At 58.6% G+C, this 23,058-nt stretch carries 16 protein-coding genes; 8 read left to right on the top strand and 8 right to left on the bottom strand.

The window, feature by feature from the left end; genetic code table 11:
- Positions 1 to 20: 20 nt before the first annotated feature.
- Genes Q0887_RS14495 through Q0887_RS14485 form a run of 3 tightly spaced genes read right to left on the bottom strand, consistent with a single transcriptional unit; the run spans position 21 to position 3,136 of the window.
- Positions 21 to 1,280, bottom strand: a complete 1,260-nt coding sequence (locus Q0887_RS14495; RefSeq protein WP_299196600.1) for an FAD-dependent oxidoreductase — start codon at positions 1,278 to 1,280, stop codon at positions 21 to 23.
- A complete protein-coding gene (locus Q0887_RS14490; RefSeq protein ID WP_299196598.1) occupies positions 1,280 to 2,209 on the bottom strand; it encodes a proline racemase family protein in 930 nt (309 codons plus the stop codon). Before Q0887_RS14490 ends, Q0887_RS14495 begins: the two co-directional genes overlap by 1 nt.
- Before the next feature lie 15 nt (positions 2,210 to 2,224).
- Positions 2,225 to 3,136, bottom strand: a complete 912-nt coding sequence (locus Q0887_RS14485; protein WP_299196786.1) for a dihydrodipicolinate synthase family protein — start codon at positions 3,134 to 3,136, stop codon at positions 2,225 to 2,227.
- Between the two features lie 136 nt (positions 3,137 to 3,272).
- Between Q0887_RS14485 and Q0887_RS14480 the strand changes: the two genes are divergently transcribed.
- The 5 genes from Q0887_RS14480 to Q0887_RS14460 all read left to right on the top strand — a co-directional run bounded on the left by Q0887_RS14480 (position 3,273) and on the right by Q0887_RS14460 (position 10,877).
- Positions 3,273 to 4,034, top strand: a complete 762-nt coding sequence (locus Q0887_RS14480; protein WP_299196596.1) for an AraC family transcriptional regulator — start codon at positions 3,273 to 3,275, stop codon at positions 4,032 to 4,034.
- 459 nt (positions 4,035 to 4,493) lie between these two features.
- Positions 4,494 to 6,992 carry a PAS domain-containing protein gene (locus tag Q0887_RS14475; RefSeq protein WP_363317685.1) on the top strand — a complete coding sequence of 833 codons (2,499 nt, stop codon included), beginning with the start codon at positions 4,494 to 4,496 and terminating at the stop codon, positions 6,990 to 6,992.
- 13 nt (positions 6,993 to 7,005) lie between these two features.
- Positions 7,006 to 7,401 carry a response regulator gene (locus Q0887_RS14470; protein WP_299196594.1) on the top strand — a complete coding sequence of 132 codons (396 nt, stop codon included), beginning with the start codon at positions 7,006 to 7,008 and terminating at the stop codon, positions 7,399 to 7,401.
- A gap of 157 nt (positions 7,402 to 7,558) precedes the next feature.
- Positions 7,559 to 9,415, top strand: a complete 1,857-nt coding sequence (locus tag Q0887_RS14465) for a DUF1800 family protein (protein WP_299196593.1) — start codon at positions 7,559 to 7,561, stop codon at positions 9,413 to 9,415.
- Between the two features lie 10 nt (positions 9,416 to 9,425).
- On the top strand, positions 9,426 to 10,877 hold the full coding sequence (locus Q0887_RS14460) for a DUF1501 domain-containing protein (RefSeq protein WP_299196592.1): 1,452 nt from the start codon (positions 9,426 to 9,428) through the stop codon (positions 10,875 to 10,877).
- A gap of 7 nt (positions 10,878 to 10,884) precedes the next feature.
- Here Q0887_RS14460 and Q0887_RS14455 read toward each other — a convergent pair whose 3' ends face one another.
- Positions 10,885 to 13,509, bottom strand: coding sequence for a M14 family metallopeptidase (locus Q0887_RS14455; protein ID WP_299196590.1), 2,625 nt, complete (start codon positions 13,507 to 13,509; stop codon positions 10,885 to 10,887).
- Positions 13,510 to 13,771: 262 nt separating this feature from the next.
- Here Q0887_RS14455 and Q0887_RS14450 point away from each other — a divergent pair, with 262 nt between their 5' ends.
- Positions 13,772 to 17,065 carry a TonB-dependent receptor gene (locus tag Q0887_RS14450; RefSeq protein ID WP_299196589.1) on the top strand — a complete coding sequence of 1,098 codons (3,294 nt, stop codon included), beginning with the start codon at positions 13,772 to 13,774 and terminating at the stop codon, positions 17,063 to 17,065.
- Positions 17,066 to 17,144: 79 nt separating this feature from the next.
- On the opposite strand, the gene Q0887_RS14445 is transcribed toward Q0887_RS14450, so the two are convergent.
- Together Q0887_RS14445 and hppD are read right to left on the bottom strand one after the other, a co-directional pair.
- Positions 17,145 to 17,717 carry a VOC family protein gene (locus tag Q0887_RS14445; protein WP_299196588.1) on the bottom strand — a complete coding sequence of 191 codons (573 nt, stop codon included), beginning with the start codon at positions 17,715 to 17,717 and terminating at the stop codon, positions 17,145 to 17,147.
- Positions 17,714 to 18,835: a 4-hydroxyphenylpyruvate dioxygenase gene (hppD, locus tag Q0887_RS14440; protein WP_299196586.1), complete on the bottom strand. Its 1,122-nt coding sequence runs from the start codon at positions 18,833 to 18,835 to the stop codon at positions 17,714 to 17,716. The genes Q0887_RS14445 and hppD overlap by 4 nt, the downstream gene beginning before the upstream one ends.
- Positions 18,836 to 19,009: 174 nt before the next feature.
- On the opposite strand from hppD, the gene Q0887_RS14435 reads away from it, so the two are divergent.
- Together Q0887_RS14435 and Q0887_RS14430 are read left to right on the top strand one after the other, a co-directional pair.
- The gene (locus tag Q0887_RS14435; protein WP_299196585.1) at positions 19,010 to 19,534 is read left to right on the top strand and encodes a VOC family protein; all 525 of its coding nucleotides are present in this window, start codon (positions 19,010 to 19,012) and stop codon (positions 19,532 to 19,534) included.
- Between the two features lies 1 nt (position 19,535).
- Entirely contained in the window at positions 19,536 to 20,153 is a 618-nt protein-coding gene (locus Q0887_RS14430; protein ID WP_299196584.1) for a carboxymuconolactone decarboxylase family protein, read from the top strand.
- Here the strand turns inward: Q0887_RS14430 and Q0887_RS14425 are convergent.
- Positions 20,150 to 21,694 carry an acetyl-CoA acetyltransferase gene (locus tag Q0887_RS14425; RefSeq protein ID WP_299196583.1) on the bottom strand — a complete coding sequence of 515 codons (1,545 nt, stop codon included), beginning with the start codon at positions 21,692 to 21,694 and terminating at the stop codon, positions 20,150 to 20,152. The two genes, Q0887_RS14430 and Q0887_RS14425, sit on opposite strands and share 4 nt — an antisense overlap.
- On the bottom strand, positions 21,687 to 22,955 hold the full coding sequence (locus tag Q0887_RS14420; RefSeq protein WP_299196582.1) for an acetyl-CoA C-acetyltransferase: 1,269 nt from the start codon (positions 22,953 to 22,955) through the stop codon (positions 21,687 to 21,689). Before Q0887_RS14420 ends, Q0887_RS14425 begins: the two co-directional genes overlap by 8 nt.
- Positions 22,956 to 23,058 lie beyond the last annotated feature (103 nt).

Genomic DNA, 23,058 nt, shown 5'->3' with positions numbered 1-23,058 from the left:
GAAAACCGCAGCTGCGCGCTTCAGTTAAATCGGGCGGGCGAAAACGGGGTGGGATCGATATGCGCGATTTGACCTTGGATATGTTCGGCAACGAGTTTTCCGGTAGCCGGAGCCAGAGTCATGCCAAGCATATTGTGTCCGGTTGCTAGACAGACATTGTCCGTGTCGGGCATGGCGCCGATAATCGGCAGGCTGTCCCAAGTCATTGGGCGCCAGCCGTACCATTCTTCGATATTGTTCTTGGGCAAATCATCGACCAGATAATGCGCTACCGACCTGCGCAATTGTTGCAGTCTGCGCTGCGGGATCGCGCTGTCGAAACCGGCAAATTCCATCATCGATCCAATCCGGAAGCCGCTGTCAAATGGGGTAATGCCAACGTGATGCTCGGGAAAGAGCATGGGCACACGCGGCGTTTGCTTGGGCCGGTCTAGGGTGATGGAATAACCTTTACCCGGTTCGATTGGCATAGCTCTGCCAAAATAACCGGCCAAACGCCCACTGATCGCACCTGCCGCCAGGACATAATGGTCCGCTTGCATCGCTCCGGCTGAAGTCTTGATCGCGCTGATCATCCGTCCTGAACGCTCGACATTCTCAAACCGAACGCCTTCGCGAAATGTTACGCCCCTGCCTTTAAGCAGCGCGGCCCATTGCGCGGTCAATTGATCGGGCCGCAGGCTGGCATCGTCGGGAAACAGAACACCCCCAGCAAGGTCTGGCTTCAGCGCGCCATCGAAGTCCCTCAGGTCAGCGCCCTCGATCCAGTCTGACCGCACGCCATGGCGAGCGGACACAGCCCGCTCGTTCGCCGAGAAAACTTCCGCAGCCTCGGCAGTTCCGAAGACGTAAAGAAGTCCAGATTGGCGGTATTCCGCCCCATCGATCTCTCCAGTCAACAGGCGGCGATACTCAGCCGCTGAGGATTCCAGAATTGCGTTGAGATGCTTTGCCGTTTCGAGCATCTGGCGGGCCGAACACCGGCGAGAGAATTGCCAGAGCCAGCGAATGAACGCCGGTTCAAGGCGAGGCTTGATGCGGAATGATGCGGATGGGTTCAACAGCGACTTCAGCCCCTCGCGCAGCGCACCCGGCGTTGTCAGCGGCAAGACATGGCTGGGGCAGATATAGCCGCAATTCCCATGGGAACAGGCCGCTGCAAGGCTGCCACTTTCCAGCACGGTAACCGCATAGCCCGCTTGGTTGAGGTAATGAGCACAGGCGATCCCGATCACACCGCCGCCAATTACGATCACTTTATCCGTTTCCTGACCTGCCATCAGCCAAAACCTTGCGCGAAGGGATCACCGGCCTGATCAACCAGACTGGCATCAGCGAACACATAGGCGGTGCCGGCAATCGTCGGGATGACTCGGCCTGCATCATCGAGCCTGTAAGACCCGCGAAAGCGGCTGCCCATGATACTTTCCTGAACCCACTCCTGCCCCGGTGCGAGCTGTCCACGCTCGGCGAGACAGGCAATCTTTGCGCTGGTCCCCGTTCCGCAGGGCGACCGATCATAAGCCAGACCCGGGCACAGTACGAAGTTCTGGCTATCAGCGTCGGGGCTTTGGCCGAGACCGAAGAACTCGATGTGATCGATCTCTGCCCCATCAGCACCAAAGATCGCCTGCTCCACAAGCGCACGCTTGATCCTGATGGCCGCGTCGGTGAGCTGCGGGATGTTGGCGCGCGACAGTTCGCACGGCGATTGATCTACTAGAAAAAACCAGTTTCCGCCCCAGGCTATAGATCCGCTGACCGTACCGAGGCCTTCAACCTGGAGCTCCACATTCTGGCGGAAACAGTAGCTCGGGACATTTTCGACAGAGACATTGTTCGGGCCGTCCAAACCGACCCGGACAACTCCGCTTGGCGTATCGATCAAGTGAGTCCCGGGGCCAAGCTTGCCGAGATAGGCAAGCGTAACGGCAAGCCCGATTGTGCCGTGGCCGCACATCCCGAGATACCCGGTGTTGTTGAAGAAGATCACCCCGGCGGCGCATTCTGGATTGGGCGAATCGCACAAAAGTGCGCCAACCATCGCCTCGGAACATTTGGGCTCCAGAATGGACTTCCGGCGCAACTCGTCATGTTCGCGGGCAAGCAGTTCGCGGCGTTCAGACAAGGGGCCGGCGCCTAGATCAGGTCCACCAGTTACGATGACCCGGGTTGGCTGCCCGCAAGTATGTGAGTCGATGACACGCATCTTGGCAGTTCCCGCTTAAACCGCTCCCGGCCAGCTATCCCACCAATCGCGGAACAGTTTCCACTGCGCTTCCAGGTACGCCTTTTGCGGTGGGCTAAGCTGATCTGACGCGTGGATGTGATGCGCATATTCGGTGCATCCTTCGAGCACCATAAGATGCTTGTAATAGAGCACGAGATCGGGGCTTTCATCGAAGGTCGCAAGGACATGCAGCGCCTTGTCGAGCTCCCACGCCAGAGCGCGAGCCTCGGCATCGCCCGCTGCGGCTCGTTTACACAATTCGACCAACCGCAAGACTTCGCGTGGCAGAGCATTGCCTATACCGGTAATAGCCCCGTCTGCCCCGCAATTCACAAAGCCATGAAAGGCTTGCGTATCGACACCGACCATCAATGCAATGTCAGGATCAGCTGAAGCGATATTCTCGGCTGCATAGCGCATCGATTCCGCGCCGCCGAACTCCTTGAAGCCGACCAGATTCGGATGCTCGCCTCGCAGCGAAAAGAACAAGTCGGCCTTGGTTTCAAACCCGTAATAGGGGCTGTTATAGATCACCGCCGGAATGTCAGGCGCTGCGTTGAGTATGTCAGAGAAATGCGCATGCTGCGCCGCCGGCGATATACCGCGCGAGAGCACCCTTGGAATTACCATCAACCCGGCTGCGCCAACTTCCTGTGCGTGACGCGCCAAGGCCACCGCGCGGGCGGGGTTCTGCGCGCCGGTACCGACGATCACAGGCACGCCCGCTGCACAAAGCCGTGCGACGCCTTCCATACGCTGTTCATCGCTGAGCAGCGGCCAGTCACCCATCGATCCGCAATAGATAACCGCGTCCATGCCCGCAGCGATCAGCTCACTGCCCTTGCGAACCAGGGCATCGAAATCCACCGCTCCATTGGCGTCGCACGGTGTCATGAGGGCCGGCATGCAACCCGAAAAAACTTTGTCTGTCTGTGTCATGCTCCCGCTCTCCCAACTTGCACAAATCCTACGCCAGATCCGCCAAGCCTCGGCAGATGATGATGCCGTTTTCTAGACCGACCGAACGTTCTGGTCTTGCCGGATGCGAAACTGCGAACTTGAATTTTGGTATATTCTTGAGCAAACGATTGGCATGTACGAGGCACTTTCTTTAGGCATTGTCACAGGGCTTTTCGACCAATTGCCCAATGTTGTCTTTTTCAAGAAGGATATCGCAGGTCGGTATAAAGCTGTGAATGCGACGCTCGTCGAGCGATCGGGTTTGACAGACAAAGCTCAATTGATCGGGCGCCTGCCTTCAGAGATTTTGGGCAAGGAGCTTGGCAGCAGTTATGAGAAGCAAGATCGATCGGTTGTTCAAACAGGACTGCCGATTGAACAAAGGCTGGAAATGCATGTCTATCCAAACAAGACAGTTGGCTGGTGCCTTACTGCCAAGCTTCCGACCTTCGATGACAGGGGCCTTGTTGCAGGCGTCGTTGGCATTTCGAAGGATCTGCAATTGCCCAATACGTCGCGCAGCGAATATGACGAGGTGGCCGGCGCGATAAGGCGCGTGTTGGTCAATTTCACGGACATTCCGACGGTCAAGCAATTGGCCGAACAAACGGGATTGTCGCAATTCAAGTTGAACCGCCGTTTCCGGCAGATATTTGGGCTCAATGTCGGGCAATGGATCATCAAGCAGCGCATCGACATGGCGCAAAAGCTGCTTCGCACCACCGATCTACCAATTGTCGATATCGCTCTACGCGCCGGATATAGCGATCAAAGCGCTTTCACCCGCCAGTTCAGACAAGCAACAAATCTGACCCCCCGAAAGTTTCGAATGATCGCGGTATGACGCACCACCATTGAAAAGCTGTAGATCACGCATGCTTAGTAATGGAGGTCTACGCCGCCAAGCAAGCTGACCTTCGGTTGATGGGATCGGGTTTGAAGTGGCCAACGGCGGGTTACGCTCCAACCCAGCTGCTTTGCTAGAGTTTTGCACCCAATGCCGCAGCGATGGGAATATGTTGCGGTGATTAACCGTTATCGCAACTTTGGCCGCGCGGCTGAGGCTTGCCATGTGAGCCAGCCGATGTGAGCCGCATCGGCTCGCTTTTCTTGGTCATCCTACAGCAAAAGCACAGCGTGCTTCAAATGGGTGACTTAGAACCATCAGGATCGACGGGTTCTCTATCAAGTTATTACTTTATATGCATTAATCTGTATTGATATAGAAGTACCACTCACGCCATTGCCCAGGGATTTTTACCTAGGCGCATCGCTTGACCCCAATAATCCTCGCTGCCATGGGATGCGGTACTGCACAATACGAGGTGAAAGCTTGGCAGAGGGCGAAAAAGGATCGGGAGCCACGACGGCAAATGAAGGTGTTGCTCAGAGCGAGACCAATGCATCCGGTCTAGAACCATGCACACATGTAAGCCTGGGAGATGCATTTGCCGGCGCGTCGATATCGCTCGAGTTCGTGTTTGAAAATATGTCGGATGTAGTGTTCGTAAAAGACGCCGATTTCCGACATGTCTGGGGTAACAAAGCGTTCTTCGACCTATTCCCCGAAGATGACCGCGACCGTGTCATAGGCGCGACGGGAGCAGAAGATTTCGAACCTCACGAAGTTGAGGCCTATCAGGCAAAGGACCGAGAGGCTCTGGAAAATGGCAGCTCGACAGATGTCGAGCAGGTAACGATCCGCGGGTCGCAATCACGGACATTCCAGACGCAGAAATTCCGGTTTGAAGGTCAGGACGGACAACCTTTCCTGCTTGGAATCGCACGCGACATTACAAGCACGCGCGATATCGAGCGCCGGCTCAATGAAGCGCATGAATTCCAGAGTTTGATGTTTCGGCACATGCCCGATCTCGTCTTTGTGAAGGACGAGGAATTCCGGATCATTCAGGCTAACGCGCAATTCCTCAGCGTCTATCCGGAGGATATGCGCGACGGCGTGATCGGAACCACCACGATCGAGCAATACAATGAGGAAGAACGCGACGCTTTTCTCAAACAGGACCGAATCGCTCTGCGCGATGGTTTCACCGAAATCGAAGAGAGCATCGACTTCCCCGATGGAACACGCCGCGAATTGCTGACCCGCAAGGTCCGCTTCGAAGACCAGCGAGGCAGCAAATTCGTACTCGGCATTGGCAGAGACATTACCGAGCTCGCAGCGGTGCGACGCGAGAATGAATGGTCGCTGGAATTGCTGAACACGGTCTTCAACGCGGTCTCGGGTGCTGTGGTGGGGCTGACCGAAGACCGACAGGTGTTGATGATCAACAATGCCGGGAGGCACATTCTGGCCGTGCCAACTATCGAAACGCCCTTCGATTGGCCCTCCGAGATCGGGTTTCTCGACCCCGAAGACATGCGCCCACTCGAAGCAACGCATGACCCGGTCGCGCGCGCATTGAACGGCTTCGAAATCGGCGGCGAGGTTCATTTGATGACCCGCAAGTCATCGGCGGAGTCGCGCTATGTCAGAGTGACGTCGAGGCTGGTACAAAGCAAATCATCGCCCCTGCGAAGCGTGATCGTCCTCGACGACGTGTCCGAGGCCGAACACAACCGCCAGCAGATCGAACGCCAATCTCGGCTCGACGCCTTGGGCCAGCTAACCGGCGGTATCGCCCACGATTTCAACAATCTGCTCAACACGATGCAATATGCGATCGAGCTGATCGGCCGTGAGGAATTGAGCGAGCGCGGACAGCGCTCTGCTGCTGCGGCGCTGAACTCGATCAGCCGCGGATCTGAGCTGACCAATCGCCTTCTCGCCTTTGCCAAGCGGCAGCCGGAGCGCGCAGCTGCACGTTCGATACAGGAGACATTTGCTGAACTAGGCGCATTGGTCGCCCCTTCGATCGAAGCCTCGGTCACGGTCGAGTTTGCGCCGCTCGACGACGATCTGCTGGTTTTTTGCGATCAGGGGCAGCTGCAGAATGCCGTGCTTAATCTGATTCTCAACAGCCGCGATGCGATCATGCAGCAAGGCAAAGGGCATCTCATCACTATTGCCGCAAAGGCAGTCGATTCTCTGCCCGCCGACAGTCCATCCAATCTACGCGACCCCTCTCGGCACAGCAGTGAAGGACGGACGATCCAGCAAGAGGCCGATTTAGACCGCAAGGATGGTCACACCCAACGCTATGTCGAAATCGCGATTTCGGACAATGGTCCCGGCATGTCCAAAGCGATTGCTGCGCGCGCGCTCGATCCGTTTTTCACAACCAAGGGAGTGAACTCGGGGACGGGCCTCGGACTCTCGATGGTCTATGGCTTTGTCCAGCAATCTGATGGCGAATTGCGCATCTACACAGAGGAAGGTCAGGGCACCACTGTCCGGCTGTTCCTGCCGCGCGGTGATCATGCGTCGGGGATCGAGGCGCCGACTGCGCCTGCTCCTCTCTGCATCGGCAGGGGGGAAACTGTGATGATTGTCGAGGATGAGGAGTATCTCCTCGAGCAGATAGATGAATTGCTCAAGGAGCTAAACTACCAGACCATCGGAGCAGCTTCGGGACAGGAAGCAAGCACGCTCATCGCACAGGGCGCAAAGCCCGACTTGATCCTCACCGATATCGTTATGCCAGGCGGCATCGGCGGCTTTGAACTGGCGCGGATTGCACGCGCGAAATTCCCTGCAATGCCGATCATCTATATGTCGGGTTACACTGGATTTTCGGACGAAGAGATGGGCACTGTTGTTGCGCCACTTCTCCCCAAGCCTTCTTCGCCCAGCGTAACTTCCTCGCTAATCAGAACCGTCCTCGACGGGGCCGCGAAATAGGAAAGGGAGGAAGATGGCAAAGATCCTTGTGATGGAAGATTGCACGATTCAGGCCCTGATGCTTGCCGATCTTCTGGAGATTGAGGGGCACGAGACGGCGATTACACATACTGCAAGCGCAGCAATTGCCCATATCGACAGCCCGGACACGGTTGATCTGTTGGTTACCGACATCTTCGATGCGGATAGCAGCGACACTATAGACGGTTTTGCGCTGATCAATCATATCAGATCCCATCGAGATCCGGCGGTCCGCCAAACCCCCATTGTCTCCATTTCAGGCATTAGCCTTGAGGCTGCACGCGAGCGCAGCAAAAGCGCATTGACCGAACACAGTAGTGACACGCATTTCACAAAGCCTGTCGATATGGGCGAGTTAATTGGCACCGTCGCGCGGCTTCTGAACTGACTCTGTTCTGCCAGAATCTGCCGAATAGGTTGGACGATAACCGGCGGCCGAACCCTGACTGATTGCCAAGTGCCTGGCGCGACCATTTGACTCGTCGATCCGCAACCCCCAAGCTGCATCTGTCAGGGCGGATTGGTGGGCTGCGGGGAGAAGTTCATTGGAAAACTGCGTTTCGCTTCCGGAAAACGGGACTGACCTCGAAGAATTGGACGATCATACCGCCGAGTTCTCCGACGCTCTCGAAACCGATGACCTTGGCGCGTCCGGATCCAACCCAATCGCGGCGACTGCGGCTTCGGTTTTGGCACTCGCTACTGCGGCTTGCGGTGGTGGAGGTGGCGGCACAACAGGCGGAGGGCCAGTAACAGGCGGAGGCACGTCCACCCCAACTGTGCTCACTCCGCAAAGCGATGCACAAGCAGCGCGATTTGCCCTTCGCGCAGGCCTTTCGGTTTCAACCGGTGACATTTCGGAGATGCGCTCGATCGGCTACGAGCCATGGCTAGACCGCGAGATCAACCAAGGGATTGAGCGCAGCGCGGAGCAGTTCCTCTCCAGCCTCGGTTTCGAGGAAATCAACGACGACCGCTGGTTCTTCAGGAGCGATCCTGCCGATTACATGATCTGGAACCAACTGCTGACCGGTCGCAATTCAGTGCGGAAACGCGTCGCGCTCGCACTGTCGGAATTCTTCGTCGTGTCGCTCAACAATCTGCAGCTTTGGCCCAGCACTGCAATCGGTGCCTATTGGGACATCCTCAAAAGCAACGCGTTCGGCAATTTCCGCGAACTGCTTGAAGAAATCACGCTCAACGCCGCGATGGGAATTTTCCTCAATACGCTTGGCAACCAAAAGGCTGACCCTGCCACTGGCCGCGTTCCCGATGAGAATTACGGGCGTGAGGTGATGCAGCTGTTTTCGATCGGGCTGTTCGAGCTCAATATTGACGGGACTGTAGTCACTGACGGCGCGGGCGATCCTGTCGAAACTTATACCAATGATGACGTGACCGGGATCGCTAAGGTCTTCACCGGATTTCACTACAATTTTTCGGGCGATATCCAGTTTTCCTCGCCCCCGTCCCAGCCCAATCTCGATATTCCCGAGGCGCGGCTGCTGCGCAATCCGATGACAGCCAATCCCGCGCTGCGGCCGCCCTTTGGGCAGGATACGCACTCGCCGGAGGAGAAGAGCTTCCTTGGCACCACTATTCCCGCTGGAACTGGTCCGGATGAGACATTGCGGATCGCGCTCGACACCCTGTTCAACCATCCGAACGTCGGCCCGTTTTTCGGCAAGCAGATGATCCAGCGGCTAGTGACCAGCAATCCTTCACCAGCCTATGTCCGGAGGGTGGCCGAGGCGTTCAACAACAATGGTTCCGGCGTTCGCGGCGACCTGCGCACCGTTTTCAAAGCGGTGTTGCTGGATCCGGAAGCGCTATCGGATAGCTCGCTCGACGACCCGCGCTTTGGCAAATTGCGCGAGCCGATGCTGCGCTTTGCCCAATGGGGGCGGACCTTTGGCGCGGAATCGACTTCGGGCTTCTGGCTGATGCAAAACCTGTCTGAGCGTTCCAACCGTCTCAGCCAATCTCCCTTGCGATCGCCATCGGTCTTCAACTTCTTCCGACCGGGATACACGCCGTCCAATTCGCAGGCCGCTGCGAATGATCTGCTCGCACCGGAATTCCAGCTGGTCAACGAGACGACGGCCGCGAGCTACATCAACTTCATGGAGCGAACGATAGACGGGCGAGGCGGGTGGATGTTCGACATCAAGGCGACCTATGCCGAAGAGCTTCAGATCGCCCATGACACCGCCGCGCTGATCGACCGGCTCGACCTGCTGCTGACCGCGAACCAATTGTCGCAATTCGCGCGGGACACGATTGCGGGCGCGCTCGACGCCACGCCGGTCGCGCAATCCGCAGGTAATGACGCCAAGCTCAGGCAAATCTATCGGGCGGTAATGCTCGTGATGGCCGCCAACGATTATCTGATCCAGAAATAGGAGGCGGCAAATGTTTCACATCGGAAAAGCCAACGAAATCTCGCGCCGCGCCTTCATGCAGCGATCGAGCCAGCTTGCGGTCATGGGGGCGGCATCGGGCTATGCTATGGGCCTTGCCGGCCTTAGCGATGCCGCAGCATTCGAAACAGGTGGCGGGTACAAGGCGCTGGTTTGCGTCTTTCTGCTGGGCGGGAACGATCATGCGAACACGCTGATCCCATTCGATAGTCCCAACTATAATCGCTACAGCACCATTCGCGGCGGGCTTCCTGCTGCTGGCGGGATTGCGATTGATCGCAGTGCGCTGGCAAGCCAAGTGCTCAACCCGCTCCAGCCGCAAACTCTGACCGATGATATACAGCTTGCGCTTGCGCCGACTATGCCGCGTCTGAAAGCCCGGTTTGATCAAGGTGCGCTGGCTCCGGTGCTCAATGTCGGACCGCTGATCACGCCGATCACGCGCCAGCAATTCGACAGCGGCAACAATTCGATGTTCCCGCGCCCAGCCAAACTGTTTTCGCACAACGACCAGCAATCGACCTGGCAATCGGGTTCGCCCGAAGGCTCTGTTTCGGGCTGGGGCGGACGTATTGGCGATCTTGCGGCGAGCAGCAACACGAACTCGATGTTCACCGCGATTAACGCGACCGGCAATGCGGTGTTCCTCTCGGGCGATCAGACCCAGCCCTACGGCATATCCTCCGCCGGAGCGATCGAGATCGCCGCTTTGAGGCGCAACCTCTACAGTTCGAGCGCGGCCAGTCAGGCGCTCAATGCATTGCTGACCAATGGGACCAATCACATTTTCGAGAACGATTATGCGATGGCCAATGCGCGCTCGATCCAGTTTTCAGGTTTTATCAATGACGCGCTCCAGAATGTGAACCTTGCGACCGATTTCGGTAACGGCAACGGCTTGGCGCAGCAGCTGGAGATCGTCGCGCAATTGATTGCGGCCCGAAACCAGCTGGGCGTTACGCGTCAGGTGTTCCTCGTCGCGACCGGCGGGTTTGATAATCACGATGGTTTGATCGGAACACACGAAAACTTGCTGGCAGGCGTCGATTTCGCTCTGGATGCCTTTTACAGCGCAATGCTGGAGGTCGGCGTGGCCGACCGCGTGACGACCTTCACCGCATCCGATTTCGGCAGGACGCTGGCATCAAATGGCGATGGTTCCGACCATGGCTGGGGCGGGCACCATTTCGTGCTCGGCGGCGCGGTCAATGGCGGGCAATTCTATGGGACAGCGCCGGAAATCTCGGTGGATTCGGACGATCAGGTTGGCCGGGGCAGGTTGCTCCCGACCACTTCGGTTGACGAATATTCGGCGACATTGGCGAAGTGGCTCGGCGTTTCGCCTGGAGAAATCCCCATCGTCTCGCCCAATATCGGCAACTTCAATTCTCCCGATCTTGGTTTCTTGCGCGATGTGAGTCAGCAGGCGATTACAAGCGCCTGATCCTCCATTATCGTACCCGCGAGGGGGCGACGATCACCGCATTAGCAATCAATAGATCCAACCCGTCGAGATAGGCGCGGGTTGCCGGATCATGCGCGAAGGCAATGGTCAGTCCGCGCCCTGTGGGCTGCGCCATCAGATAGGGCTTGAATGCGAGCTGCCGCCGGTTCTCATCCCAGACATAGCCGCTTGCGATCAACTCGTCGGCGGCCTCGAAGCGCATCACATTGACACCGTCCGAGCGATCCAACGGGGTGAAAATCTGCGAACCGGTCGCGAGCACAACCGCGCCGCCATCATAGCCTGCGGAGAGGAAGTGTTCGCGGTCTGCTACCGTGTTGAGCAGCGCGCCGGGCAAAGTGTCCGGCAATGCACCCTGATCGGCGATTAGATCGCGATACTCGCTGTCGCTGGTAATCTCACGCGCCGTGGCGAGCGATACCGCTTCGCCCTGACCGCTGGCTGGATCGCGCCCGAGCGCCGCTTCGCGCTGAACCGAGAGCAAGGGATTGTCGCCGCCGGTGAAGGTTGAAAGGCTGCGTCCGACCGTGACCAGCACTCCGCCATTTTCGACAAAGGTTCGCAGCGTCGCCACACCGCCTTCCCCGAATGCTCGGCCTGGCGACCCTTCGGGCACCAGCACGACGTCATAGTCAGATAGATCCGCTCCGCCGAAACGGTATGTACGGATCGGCGTGACCGGCAGACCAAGCCGCCGTTCGAGCACATAACGCATCGCGCCAGCACTCAATTGCGAGATGCCGTCATCCCAAGCGATCGCCACACGCGGCAGGGTTAGGCGCACAAAGGCCTCGCTGCCCAGATTGGGCCCGTCTTCGACCCAGCTCGACGGCAGGATAACCAGCTCTGCCCCGATCTCTCCTGCCAGCGAACGCACACGTTCCATCTTGGCATCGTCATTTGCTGCGGCCGGGAAGATAACGGTTCCGCGGGGATAAGTTCGGCCGTCCTTGATGAACGCCTCGTCAGTAACGCGCGCCTCGATCCCTTCGCGCAGAGCGAGTGTGACCAACCGTGCCTGGCCGCTATCGGTCCACGGCACGGCAATTCCGAAGTTACCCGATCCACTTGCAAGCGGTGCGATGGGTTCATCTCCGCTAAGCGGATCGCCCGAAACCGCGCTGCCACACAGATTTACTTCGACCCCCGACATCAGACCGACCGACCAAGCGGTCACATCGTAGAGCTCATGCGGCAAGTCTTCGGAGCGGCGCTGTTCCTGATCGACCACGAAATCACGCGGAAGCGGAGTGTCGCGGTCAAGCAAGCTACGCACCAATCGCGCAGCGGGTTGGGCCTGCGGCACTGCCAGATAGCCGGCCGGATAACTCCGCCCGCAAGCGCTCACCGGACCATCGCGGCGGCGCACTTCGATCCCTTGCGCGGCCAATCTGCGCCCGAGGCTCTCTGCATTCCAGCGGCGGCTTGCAAGGTCGATGACATAGGTGCCGCTCCCGGCGCTACCGCGCGCATTGGCGGCGCGGTAATTGGCATAATCGGAGAGGAAACCATCAGCGTTCAGCGCAACGGCCTCTGCTGTTGAGAAACTGGCAATGAAGTGATTGCGCACGCTGTCTGCATAGGTCAGCTCGGTTCCGTCGCGACGCTCCCACACCAGTCCGCGTGCGGAACCTTGCTCGTAAGTGCTGCCAATTGCGCCTTGATGGGTGTTCCACGTGTCGCCGTAGCCGGGGTAGAAAAGGTCATAGACCTCGCGGGTGAAGTAGGGCTCGCCCATCTGGTCAAACCACGCGGCGTTGTTTCGTCCGATGATTTCGTAGGCGAGGCGCTGGGATGCGGTGATGTTCGGGTTGATCGGCTGCGCGGCGGGGGAGAAGAAATAGCTGTCATCCCCGCTCATTTCGTGGACGTCGACAACCACGACCGGGTTCCACTGGCGGATCGCGGCGACCTTGCCGCGGGTTTCGGGCTGGCTGAGCGTGAACCAGTCGCGGTTGAGATCGAACATGTAATGGTTCACGCGCCCGCTCGGCCAAGTCTCATCATGTTCCGCCGCTTGCCGGTCGCCTGACGGCGCGATCCCGGTTGCAGTGCGGAAGTGATTGACGAAGCGCGCTCGCCCGTCGGGGTTCTGCATCGGGTCGAGCACCACAATGCTTTGCGACAGGATCTGATCGACTCGCTCATCACGGCGCGCTGCCAGCAAGTGATAGGCCAGCATCAGCGCGGCATCGGTCGAAGAAATCTCGTTGCCGTGGACACCATAGGCTAGCCATGTGACCGGCAGCGCCGAGCCATTGCCAGCACGGCCCGCAGCGATATTGGCAAGGTCGCTTTGGATCGCATCCAGCGCCGCTATATTTTCGCGCGAGGTGAACACCAGATAGTGCAGCGGGCGTCCTTCCCAGCTGGTGGCATATTGCACCATCCGAACCCTGTCAGGAGCCGCTTCGACCAAAGCGCGCAGGTAGCGGTTGGCTTCGTCTGGCGATGTAATCCGCTCACCGGGAGCGTGCCCCGCGACCTCTGTAAGCGTCGGAATTGCCGGATCAAACTCGGCCTGAAGGAAAGATTGCGCCTGGCCCGTTGCTGGCAGAGTAAGCACTGCTGACAAAAATAGAACGATTTGAGCGATTGCTTTGCGGATCACGTCTTTCCCCGATGTGCTGCTACCAAATTGGTGTAAGACGTTGGTGTCCGGCAATCGCAGGCGCTGGTCAAGCCATATGCGAAGTTCATCGAGTAAGCGCAGACCTAGCCAGTTAACGCGTCATATCCCAAAGCCGAGCGCAACAAAATTGCAACGCTGGGGGCACAATCGATAGATTCGACTGAAATCAACTTGACACTTTTGCACCCTGTCGAGATCATTTTGCGCTGCAACAGTCTTAATCACTGAACGGGAACCCTCCATGAGACCTTTCAAACTTTCGGCCCAGGCCATCCTCCTTGCCGCCGCCAGCGCGATGCCATTCGCAGCTCAGGCGCAAGATAACACTGACGCGGACGCGCCCGAAGCCGAAGAGGAACAACGCATCGTCGTTATCGGCTCGCGCATCTCGCGTGACCCCAATATCGGTGCGCCCGCTCCGGTTATCTCGCTCGATGCCGAAGCACTCACGCAAACCGGCGGTAGCGATGTCGTCGATGTCTTGCGCGATGTTCCCGCACTGTCGACCTCTACCACTTCGGAAGGGTCCATCGACGGCGTCTTCTCAGGCAATGTTCAAGTCGGACAGTCTGTGCTTAATCTGCGCGGCTTGGGCGAAAACAGGACACTGGTTCTCGTCAATGGTCGTCGCCACGTTTCGGGTATCGCTGGACAACAAGCGGTTGACATCAACTCGATCCCGACCGCGCTGATCGAACGGGTTGAGACTTTGACCGGCGGTGCTTCAGCGCTTTATGGTTCCGACGCTGTTACCGGCGTGGTCAACTTCGTGCTCAAGGACGATTTCGAAGGCCTTCAGGCCAACGTCCAGTCGGGCATCTCGTCGGAAGGCGATGCATGGCGCATCAATGGCGATCTGACCTGGGGCACGAACTTCGCCGATGGCCGCGGTAACTTTGTTGTTACCGGCGAATATGCACGCAATGACGAACTGCAGTTCGGCGAGCGCTCCTTCTCTCGCAATAACGGCATCTTCGACGATGCGGCAAACCCCGCGCTTCGTCTCCAGACCGGTGAGCTCAATGCAACCGATACCCCGAACTTCATCGCCAATGGCGCCGTACTGGGCGGGCTGATCCCTACCGATACGAGCGGCTTCACCCCGACAGCGGCTGAGCAGGCTTTAATCAACCGCTCGCTCAACGCCCCTCGCCGCTTTATCGCAGGCGATCCGCGTTTCTCGCTGTCTTCGGCTGGCGGTATTGTCGCACCGGGTGATATCGGGTTGAGCGATGGTCCAGATATCAATGGCAATGGCACACCCGATTGCCTTGAATCGGCGGTCGGCTTCAACAGCACCTTCAATGCCGGCGCATTCGGCCTTGCCGGCGGTTGTGCAGTCATCAATCCCGATGGTACGCTGAGCGTCTATCAGGATGGTCAGATCACCGGCCTGTTCAATCAGTTCGGCGGTGACGGCATCCAGAACAACTTCGATGTGAACTCGCTGATCCCGGAGACCGAGCGTTGGTCGGTCAACGCAATGCTGACCTATGAGATTTCGCCTGCTGCGACGATCTTTGCTGAAGGCAAATATGTATCGAGCTATGCCGAATTCCAGGCACAGCCGAACACCTTCTACGATCTTCTGACCATCCGTGCGGACAATCCGTTTATCACGCCGGATCTGCAGCAATATGTCGCGCCGCTGTTTTTCGGCAACGGCACTGATGAAGGCTTCTACCTCACGCGCGACCCGGCGGACCTCGGTCCAAACCGCAATCGCAACGAGTTCGAAACCTATCGCTTCGTTGGCGGTGTGCGCGGAGAAACCTCGGATCATTTCTCCTACGAGGTTTCGGCCAATTATGGTCGCTCAACACAGACTGTGAATGACGCCAACCGGGTTATCATGGACCGTTTCTTCGCGGCGATCGACGTAACCAGCGATGCAGCTGGCAATCCGATCTGTCGTTCGGATATCGACCCAACTGCGCCTGCCACCACGCCGTTCGGTATTCCTGCAGGCGATCCTGGCTTCTTCACCTTTAACCCAGGTGACGGTTCATGCCGTCCTGCCAACGTGCTTGGCGGTGTCGGTGCGATCAGTCAGGATGCGATCGACTTCATCACGACCACGGTTGTGAATGAATTCCAGCTTGAACAGCTGGTCTTCAGCGCATTCTTTACCGGTGACACCGGCGCCTTCTTCGAACTGCCCGGTGGTCCGGTTGGTTTCGCATTCGGTATGGAATACCGCGAGGAGCGTTCGGAATCGGTATTCGATCCGTTGGTGCTTGGTGTCATTCCGGTGACCACGCCGGACGCGAATCAAGGCGACCTGCTCCGAAATCTCGGCTTTGCTCAGAATTCGCTGGTTTTCGATCCGGCTTCGGTGATCAACAATGCCGGCGGCGATTTCAATGTCTATGACATTTTTACCGAGGTTCGTCTGCCGATCCTTTCCGGTGTTCCTTTTGCCGAAACGCTTGAACTGAGCGGCGCAGCGCGCCTCTCGAGCTACTCGACGGTAGGTGACACCTTCACCTGGAATGTCAGTGGTCTTTGGGCGCCGAGCGAGGACATTCTATTCCGCGGCACCTATGCACAGGCGGTGCGTGCACCGAACATCAATGAGCTGTTCAACCCGGCTCAGGGTGCGTTCTTCCGTCCGGTCGATCCGTGCGATGCGGGTAACCTCGTTTCGGGTGCCGATCCGGCTTTGCGTCAGGCGAACTGCGAGGCTTTGTTCGCGGACCTTGGCTTTGATCCGACGCTCGGTACTGGAACGTATTCCTATGTTGATCCTTTGACGGCTCGTTTCTCCGGTTCGATCAGCGGCAACCCTGATCTTCAAGAAGAAACTGCCACTACATGGACAGTCGGCGCTCAGATCACACCGCGTTTCCTTCCCGGCTTCGTCTTCAGTATTGATTATTACAACATCGAGATTGAAGACGCGATCAACGCGGTTAGCGCTCAGGATATCGTCGACAATTGCGTCGATTCTGCGACGATCGACAACGCGTTCTGTACGCTGGTTGATCGCGGTGCCAATGGCGGCTTCACCTTCCTGCGTCAGAGCTCATTGAACTTCGCGCGTCAGGAAACTGCCGGTGTCGAAGCTTCGATGCAGTATCGCTTTGGCGCAGGTCCGCTGGACTTCACCTTCAATGCAAGCGGCACCTGGGTCGACAAGCTCAACAACTTCTTCGATCCGGCTGATCCAACGCTGGTTGATCCCGAGCTTGGCGAATTGCAGCGTCCCGAATGGGCTGGTCGTGCTTCGCTCACGGCGGAGTATCAGAGCTTCAGCCTGACCTGGGGCACTACTTATCTCGACGAGATGGGCCTGCGTGCTGTTGAGATCGAGACGGTCGGCAATACTGGCGCGGACACCTATTCCTTCGCCAACGGTATCGCCAGCGATGTCTTCATCCACGACATCACGTTCAGCTTTGAAGCGACTGACAACATCGATCTGTATGGCGGGGTGAACAACGTCTTCAACCGTAAGCCGTTCGTGACCGAGCAAGCCTATCCGGTTAGCCCGGTTGGCACGCTGTTCTTCCTTGGTGCAACGCTCACCATGTAAGGACGGCTCACAGCCAAACGCGAAAAGGGGCGCGAAGGTTTTCACCTTCGCGCCCCTTTTCTTTGTCGTGTTGAATTCGCTAGCCGTTGCCGTGTTCGGCTCGCGCAATCTCGTGCAGCCAATCGGCATGGCGCGGTGCGGTCTTGGTCTTGCTCCAGTCGTCGAGCATCATTGGCGCTACGCGTTTCAACTCGGCATATTGCTCTTCTGTCCCGATATCCGCCGCGAGTTCAACGCGGTGACCATTGGGATCGAAGAAATAGATCGATTTGAAAATGCCGTGATGCGTGGGGCCAAGCACGTCGATGCCGAGGCCGGTAATGTGGTCCTTTGCAGCCAGCAGCGCGGCCTCGTCCGGCACGCGGAAGGCCAGGTGCTGGACCCATTGCGGCGTGTTTTCGTCACGGCCCATATCGGGTTGGTTCGGCAGCTCGAAAAAGGCGAGGATGTTGCCGTTCCCCGCATCAAGGAAGACGTGCATGTAGGGATCATATTCGCCCGTTGAGGGAACATGATCCTCAGCAAAGGCAGTTGTGTATTCCATGCCGAGCACATTGGCGTACCACTCGACCGTCTCCTTCGCGTCTTTGCAGCGATAGGCGGCGTGGTGGACCCCTGCGAGATTGGGTGCGCTGGTTGTCGTGGGGGTCATTGCGCAGGCTCCGCTTCCACGTCGAGCACGCCGCGCGCGATCTGGTCACGCTCGATGCTTTCGAAAAGCGCCTTGAAATTGCCTTCGCCAAAGCCGTCTTTGTAGTCGCCAACGCGCTGGATGAACTCGAAGAAAACAGGGCCGATGCGCGGTTCTGCAAAGATCTGAAGCAGCAGGCGCGGGCTACCGCCTTCGGTCGTTCCATCGAGCAGAATTCCGCGCGATTTCAACGCTGCCTCATCGCGGCCATGGCCGGGCAAGCGCTCCGACAGCATTTCATAATAGGTTTCAGGAGGCGCGGTCATGAACGGCACGTCGAGCGCCTTGAGCTTGTCCCAAGCTGCGACGATATCATCACAGATCAATGCGATGTGCTGAATGCCTTCGCCGTTATATTCGCGCAGATATTCCTCGATCTGGCCCTTGCCGTTCTCGCCCTCTTCGTTGAGCGGAATGCGGATTTTGCCGTCGGGCGCGGTCAGCGCCTTGGAAGTGAGGCCGGTATACTCGCCCTTGATGTCGAAATAGCGGATTTCCTGAAAGTTGAAGAGCTTCTCATAGAAGTCGGCCCAATAGGCCATGCGCCCGCCATAGACATTGTGAGTGAGGTGATCGATCAGCTGAAAGCCGCAGCCCTCAGGGTGCCTGTCGACGCCGGGGAGATACTCGAAATCGATGTCGTAGATCGACAGACCGTCGCCAGCCTGATCGGAGTAACGGTCAACCAGATAGATGATTGCGCCGCCAATGCCGCGGATCGCGGGGATGCGCAGTTCCATCGGCCCTGGCTCATTGGCGACCGGTTCTGCACCCGCTTCGATCAGGTGCTCATAGGCCTTGGCGGCGTCACGGACGCGGAAGGCCATGCCGCAGGCGCTCGGGCCATGCTCGCGCGCAAAGTACCAAGCGGCGCTTTTCGGTTCGTAATTGGCGATCAGGTTGATCCCGCCCTGGCGCCACAGATGCACGTCTTTCGAACGGTGCTTGGCAACCAGCGTGAAGCCCATCGCTTCGAAAACCGGTTCAAGCACACCCTTTTCAGGAGCGCAGAATTCGACGAATTCAAATCCGTCGAGGCCTGCTGGGTTTTCGAAAAGGTCGCCGGGGTGGATGGTCATGGATTGCCTCTTGTTGATGAAACACATTCGGAGGCGGCCCCCGACATGTGCGAATTTAGTTACGTTTGTAACTATCTACGCGAGCCGTCCACTTTTGTCAAAGCCTCTCGCGCAGCATCGCCAATTGAAAAGCCGCCGCGCAAAGTGCACTCTTGCGCACACAAGGAGAGAGCCATGATCCGCACCCAGGGCATCAACCACATCGCGCTCGTCTGCCGCGACATGAAGGAGACGGTGGAGTTCTACACCGGCATCCTCAACATGCCCCTGTTCAAGACGGTCGAACTGCCGGGCGGCGGGCAGCATTTCTTCTTCGATTGCGGCGGCGGCAATGCGGTGGCGTTCTTCTGGTGGAAGGACGGCCCGCCAGCCGCCCCCGGAGTGGCCTCGGTCAGGAAATTCCCGCTCGACGCCAAAACAGCCATCGGATCGATGAACCACCTCGCCTTCAACATGGAGGAATCCGAACTCGAAGCCGCGCTCGACCGGCTTGAGGAAGCAGGCGTCGAGCACACCCACGCGGTTGTGAACCACGATGACAGCCGCGCCGGCATTGCCCGCGAAAAGCATGAAGGCGTGTTCGTGCGCTCGGTCTATTTCACCGACCCCAACGGCATCATGCTCGAATTCGCCGCAACGACCAAAGCGTTCGGTCCCGAGGATGTCGCACACGCCCCGGCCAGCGCGGAGGCAAACTGACATGCCCCGCCTCAAACAACTGCCCAAATCCGAAGCCGATCCCGATGTCGCACAGCCGCTCTACACCATGATGTTCGGCGAGCGCGATCCGGTCGCAGAACCCGGCACCGCAACCGGCACGCCGGGCGATTGGTGGACGGTCTTTGCCAATTCGCCCGACACGCTCAAAGACGCCGCGCGCACCTTTGCCTATTACCGCAGTCCGGAGCGCAAGATCGATCCGGTGATCCGCGAGCTGGGCCAGACATGGGCAGGCTGGGCGACCGGCAGCCAGTTCGTCTTCTCGCAACACTGCAAGAGCCTGCGCGGACTGGGCGTTTCGCAGGAGAAGATCACCGCGCTGCCCGTCTGGCAGACCGCGGCCTGCTTCGATCCGCGCGAGCGGGCGGCGCTTGCCTATGCGGACCGGCTCGTGCGCCACAATGGCCGCGTGCCCGATGCGCTGTTTGGCGAGTTGAAGGCGCATTTCTCCGATGAGGAGATCCTCGAGTTTACCTACATCACCTGCACCTATTTCATGCATGCGGTGATGGCGCGCGCATTGCGGCTCGAATTCGATGATCGCGCTGATCCGGTGGTCGAAGTGCCCGCGCCCGAAGGCGGTTCGAACACTATCTAAGTCGGTTTGCCTGCCACGCGTCCGATATTGCGGCCATTTTCGGCGCGGTTCACGTTCAGCTTGGCCCCGAAAGGCTCTCCGCCCTCGAACAGCGCCCGCGTTGGTTCATGCGAAAGGTCCGCATTGCCGACCACCCGCTCGCCAGCCTCGTTACGGCCGATAAACACCGCGTCACTGCCCGCCCTGCCGTGATTGATGGTGTAGCTTTCGACCGTGGCATTCTGGAAAGGCTGATCCGAGCGCTTCACGCCATTGGTGGCTTTGGAAATTTCGACCACGCGCCCCTCCCCGCTCCAATCTGCCGGATCGGCTGAATAGATGCCGGTCGCATATTTGCTCATCCACCCGCCATTCGCTCCGACCAAGGCATAGCTGTCCGCGCTCGCGCGGACCCGTTCAACCGCTTCGCAGATCGCATGGGCGGAGTAATTGTTCCCCGCCCCGCCAAAGAAAGGCAGTCCGCCGGTCAGCGTCAGCCCGCGCGGATCATCCACCGAAAGCCCGAAATGGTCGCACTGGCAGAAGACGGGGATCGCAAAGCACGAATAGAAATCGAGGAAATGCATGTCGTCCATGCCTTTCCCCGCAAGCTCCAGCGCGCGCTCGACCGAGGCGATGGAGGCAGGGTTGGCGGCAAGATCGGGACGCTCGGACAGTTCCAGCTCGGTTGCCGAGGTGACGCCGTGGATATGCACCCACTTGTCTTGCGGAACACCCAGTTCGCGCGCCTTCCCTGCGCTGGCAATCAGGATTGCGGCGGCCTGGTTCACCTGATCGCGCGCGACTGTCATGCGGGCATAGGGTTCGGCGACCACGCGGTTGCGCTCAGTGATTGTCGCGAGTTCCCCGGCGCTGCGATGTTTTGGGGCGGCGGCATGGGGGTTGCTCGCAGCGACCTTTGTAAAGGGTTCAAACAGTTCGCCAATGTCGCGGCGATACTCATCCAGTCCCTTGCCCAGCTTTGCCCGGCGGGCATTTTCGGCAATCGCGTAAAGCGGGATCGCCCCGGTCGCGCCGTGCGCAAACAAAGCTGGTTCGAGCATCCCGTCGAGGCCAAAGCCGCGATCTTCTAAGCTGCCCTCGACCTCTTCTGACCAGTCGGGCTTCTCGCCTTTGGCTGACAGCGCAAGCACAGTGGAGATCGCTTCCGACCCGACTATGGCGGCGCATTGGTTGCGCCCTGCCGCGATATCAGCGGCGAACTCGCCCACCAGCTTCTGATTGTACTGCCCGCCGGTGGTCGAGAGGATCGCCCGCGCTGGATCGGCACCAACGCGCTTGGCAAAGCTGCGCGGCACATTGTTCGACCCGCCAAAGGGCGGCTCGCGGTCGGGGCGCGAATTTTCAAACGCGCGAATTGCCGCGAGCGTGTCGATTGCAGGCGCAACCGGAGCATTCGCACCGGTATCGGCGAGCGCAGCTGCCAGCGCCCGCCCGCCCAGATCCATATAGGAGAGCGCCTCATAATCCGGCTCACCCACGCGTTCCGAATATTGGCCAACCCCGATGATAACCGGAGTGTTATCTGCGATTTCAGTCAACGAAATCGTCCACCCGCTCGACAATGATCGCCGGAGCCATGCCGCCCGCTGCACACATGGTGACAAGGCCGGTCTTGAGGTCGCGGCGTTCGAGTTCGTCGATGATCGTGCCGATCAGGATCGATCCGGTCGCCCCAATCGGGTGGCCCAGCGCGATTGAGCCGCCATTGACGTTGACCTTGTCCCAATCGAGATCAAGGTCGCGCACAAACTTGGCCGCGACGACAGCGAACGCCTCGTTGATCTCGAACAGGTCGATATCGTCGATGGACATGCCCGCTTTTTCGAGCACCTTCTTCGCTGCGGGGACAGGCGCGTTGAGCATCAAAGTGGGATCATCGCCCATATTGGCCGTCTGGACGATCCGCGCGCGCGGCTTGAGACCGTGCTTCTTTGCATATTCCTTGGAGCAGACGAGCACAGCCGCCGCGCCATCGACCACGCCCGAGCTGTTGCCCGCATGGTGGAAGTGCTGGATTTCGACATCGGGATATTTCTGATTGACCAGCCCGCGGAAGGTCGTGCCATTCGCATCGAGCGGCACGTCAGCGATCTTGGTAAAGGCCGGCTCAAGCTGCGCCAGCCCCTCACGCGTGGTCTGCGGACGGGGATATTCGTCATGGTCGAGCACGACGGTCCCGTCATCCAGCTTCACCGGTATGACCGATTTTGCGAACCGCCCCGCTTCAATAGCTTCGGCAGCGCGCTGCTGCGAGCGGTAGCCCACCTCGTCGAGTTCTTCGCGGGTGAAGCCTTCGATTGTGGCGATCGCATCGCCGCAGACACCCTGATGCGATTGCGGGTGAACGGCTTGCAGGCGCTCATTGTAACTGCCCATCATTGGCGGCTTGATCCCGGCCTGCATCTTGGCTTTCGACATGGCGGCGGTGAGGCTCATCATCTCGGTCCCGCCTGCAACGATGCAGTCTTCCATGCCGCTCATCACCTGCGCAGCCGCAAGGTTCACCGAAGTGATCCCGCCGCCGCAGAAACGGTCGAGCGTGGTGCCCGACGAGGTGACGTCATAGCCCGCATCGAGCGCAGCCATCCGGCCCATATCGCCCGCCTGCATGCCGTCTTGCGTCGATACCGACCAGATCACATCGTCAACGGTCGAGGTGTCGAGGCTGTTGCGCTCAGCGATTGCCTTCAGAACAGTCGCGGCGAGATGCTGCGGGTGCTGCTCGGCCAGAGCGCCCTTGCCCTGTTTGCCGATCCCTCGCGGAGTGCGCACTGCGTCGATGATATATGCTTCGCCCATGATGTCCTCTTTCGCCGATTATCGAAATTGCGGTTGACGTATCCGTAAACCGCCTGCACCACTCACACAAGAATTCAGTTGCAATTCGCAATGGCAATTTAGC

This window comes from uncultured Erythrobacter sp., from assembly GCF_947492365.1.
Classification (GTDB): Bacteria; Pseudomonadota; Alphaproteobacteria; order Sphingomonadales; family Sphingomonadaceae; genus Erythrobacter.
Note: the sequence above shows the minus strand (reverse complement) of the source record. Positions and strands in the feature narration are given on the sequence as shown.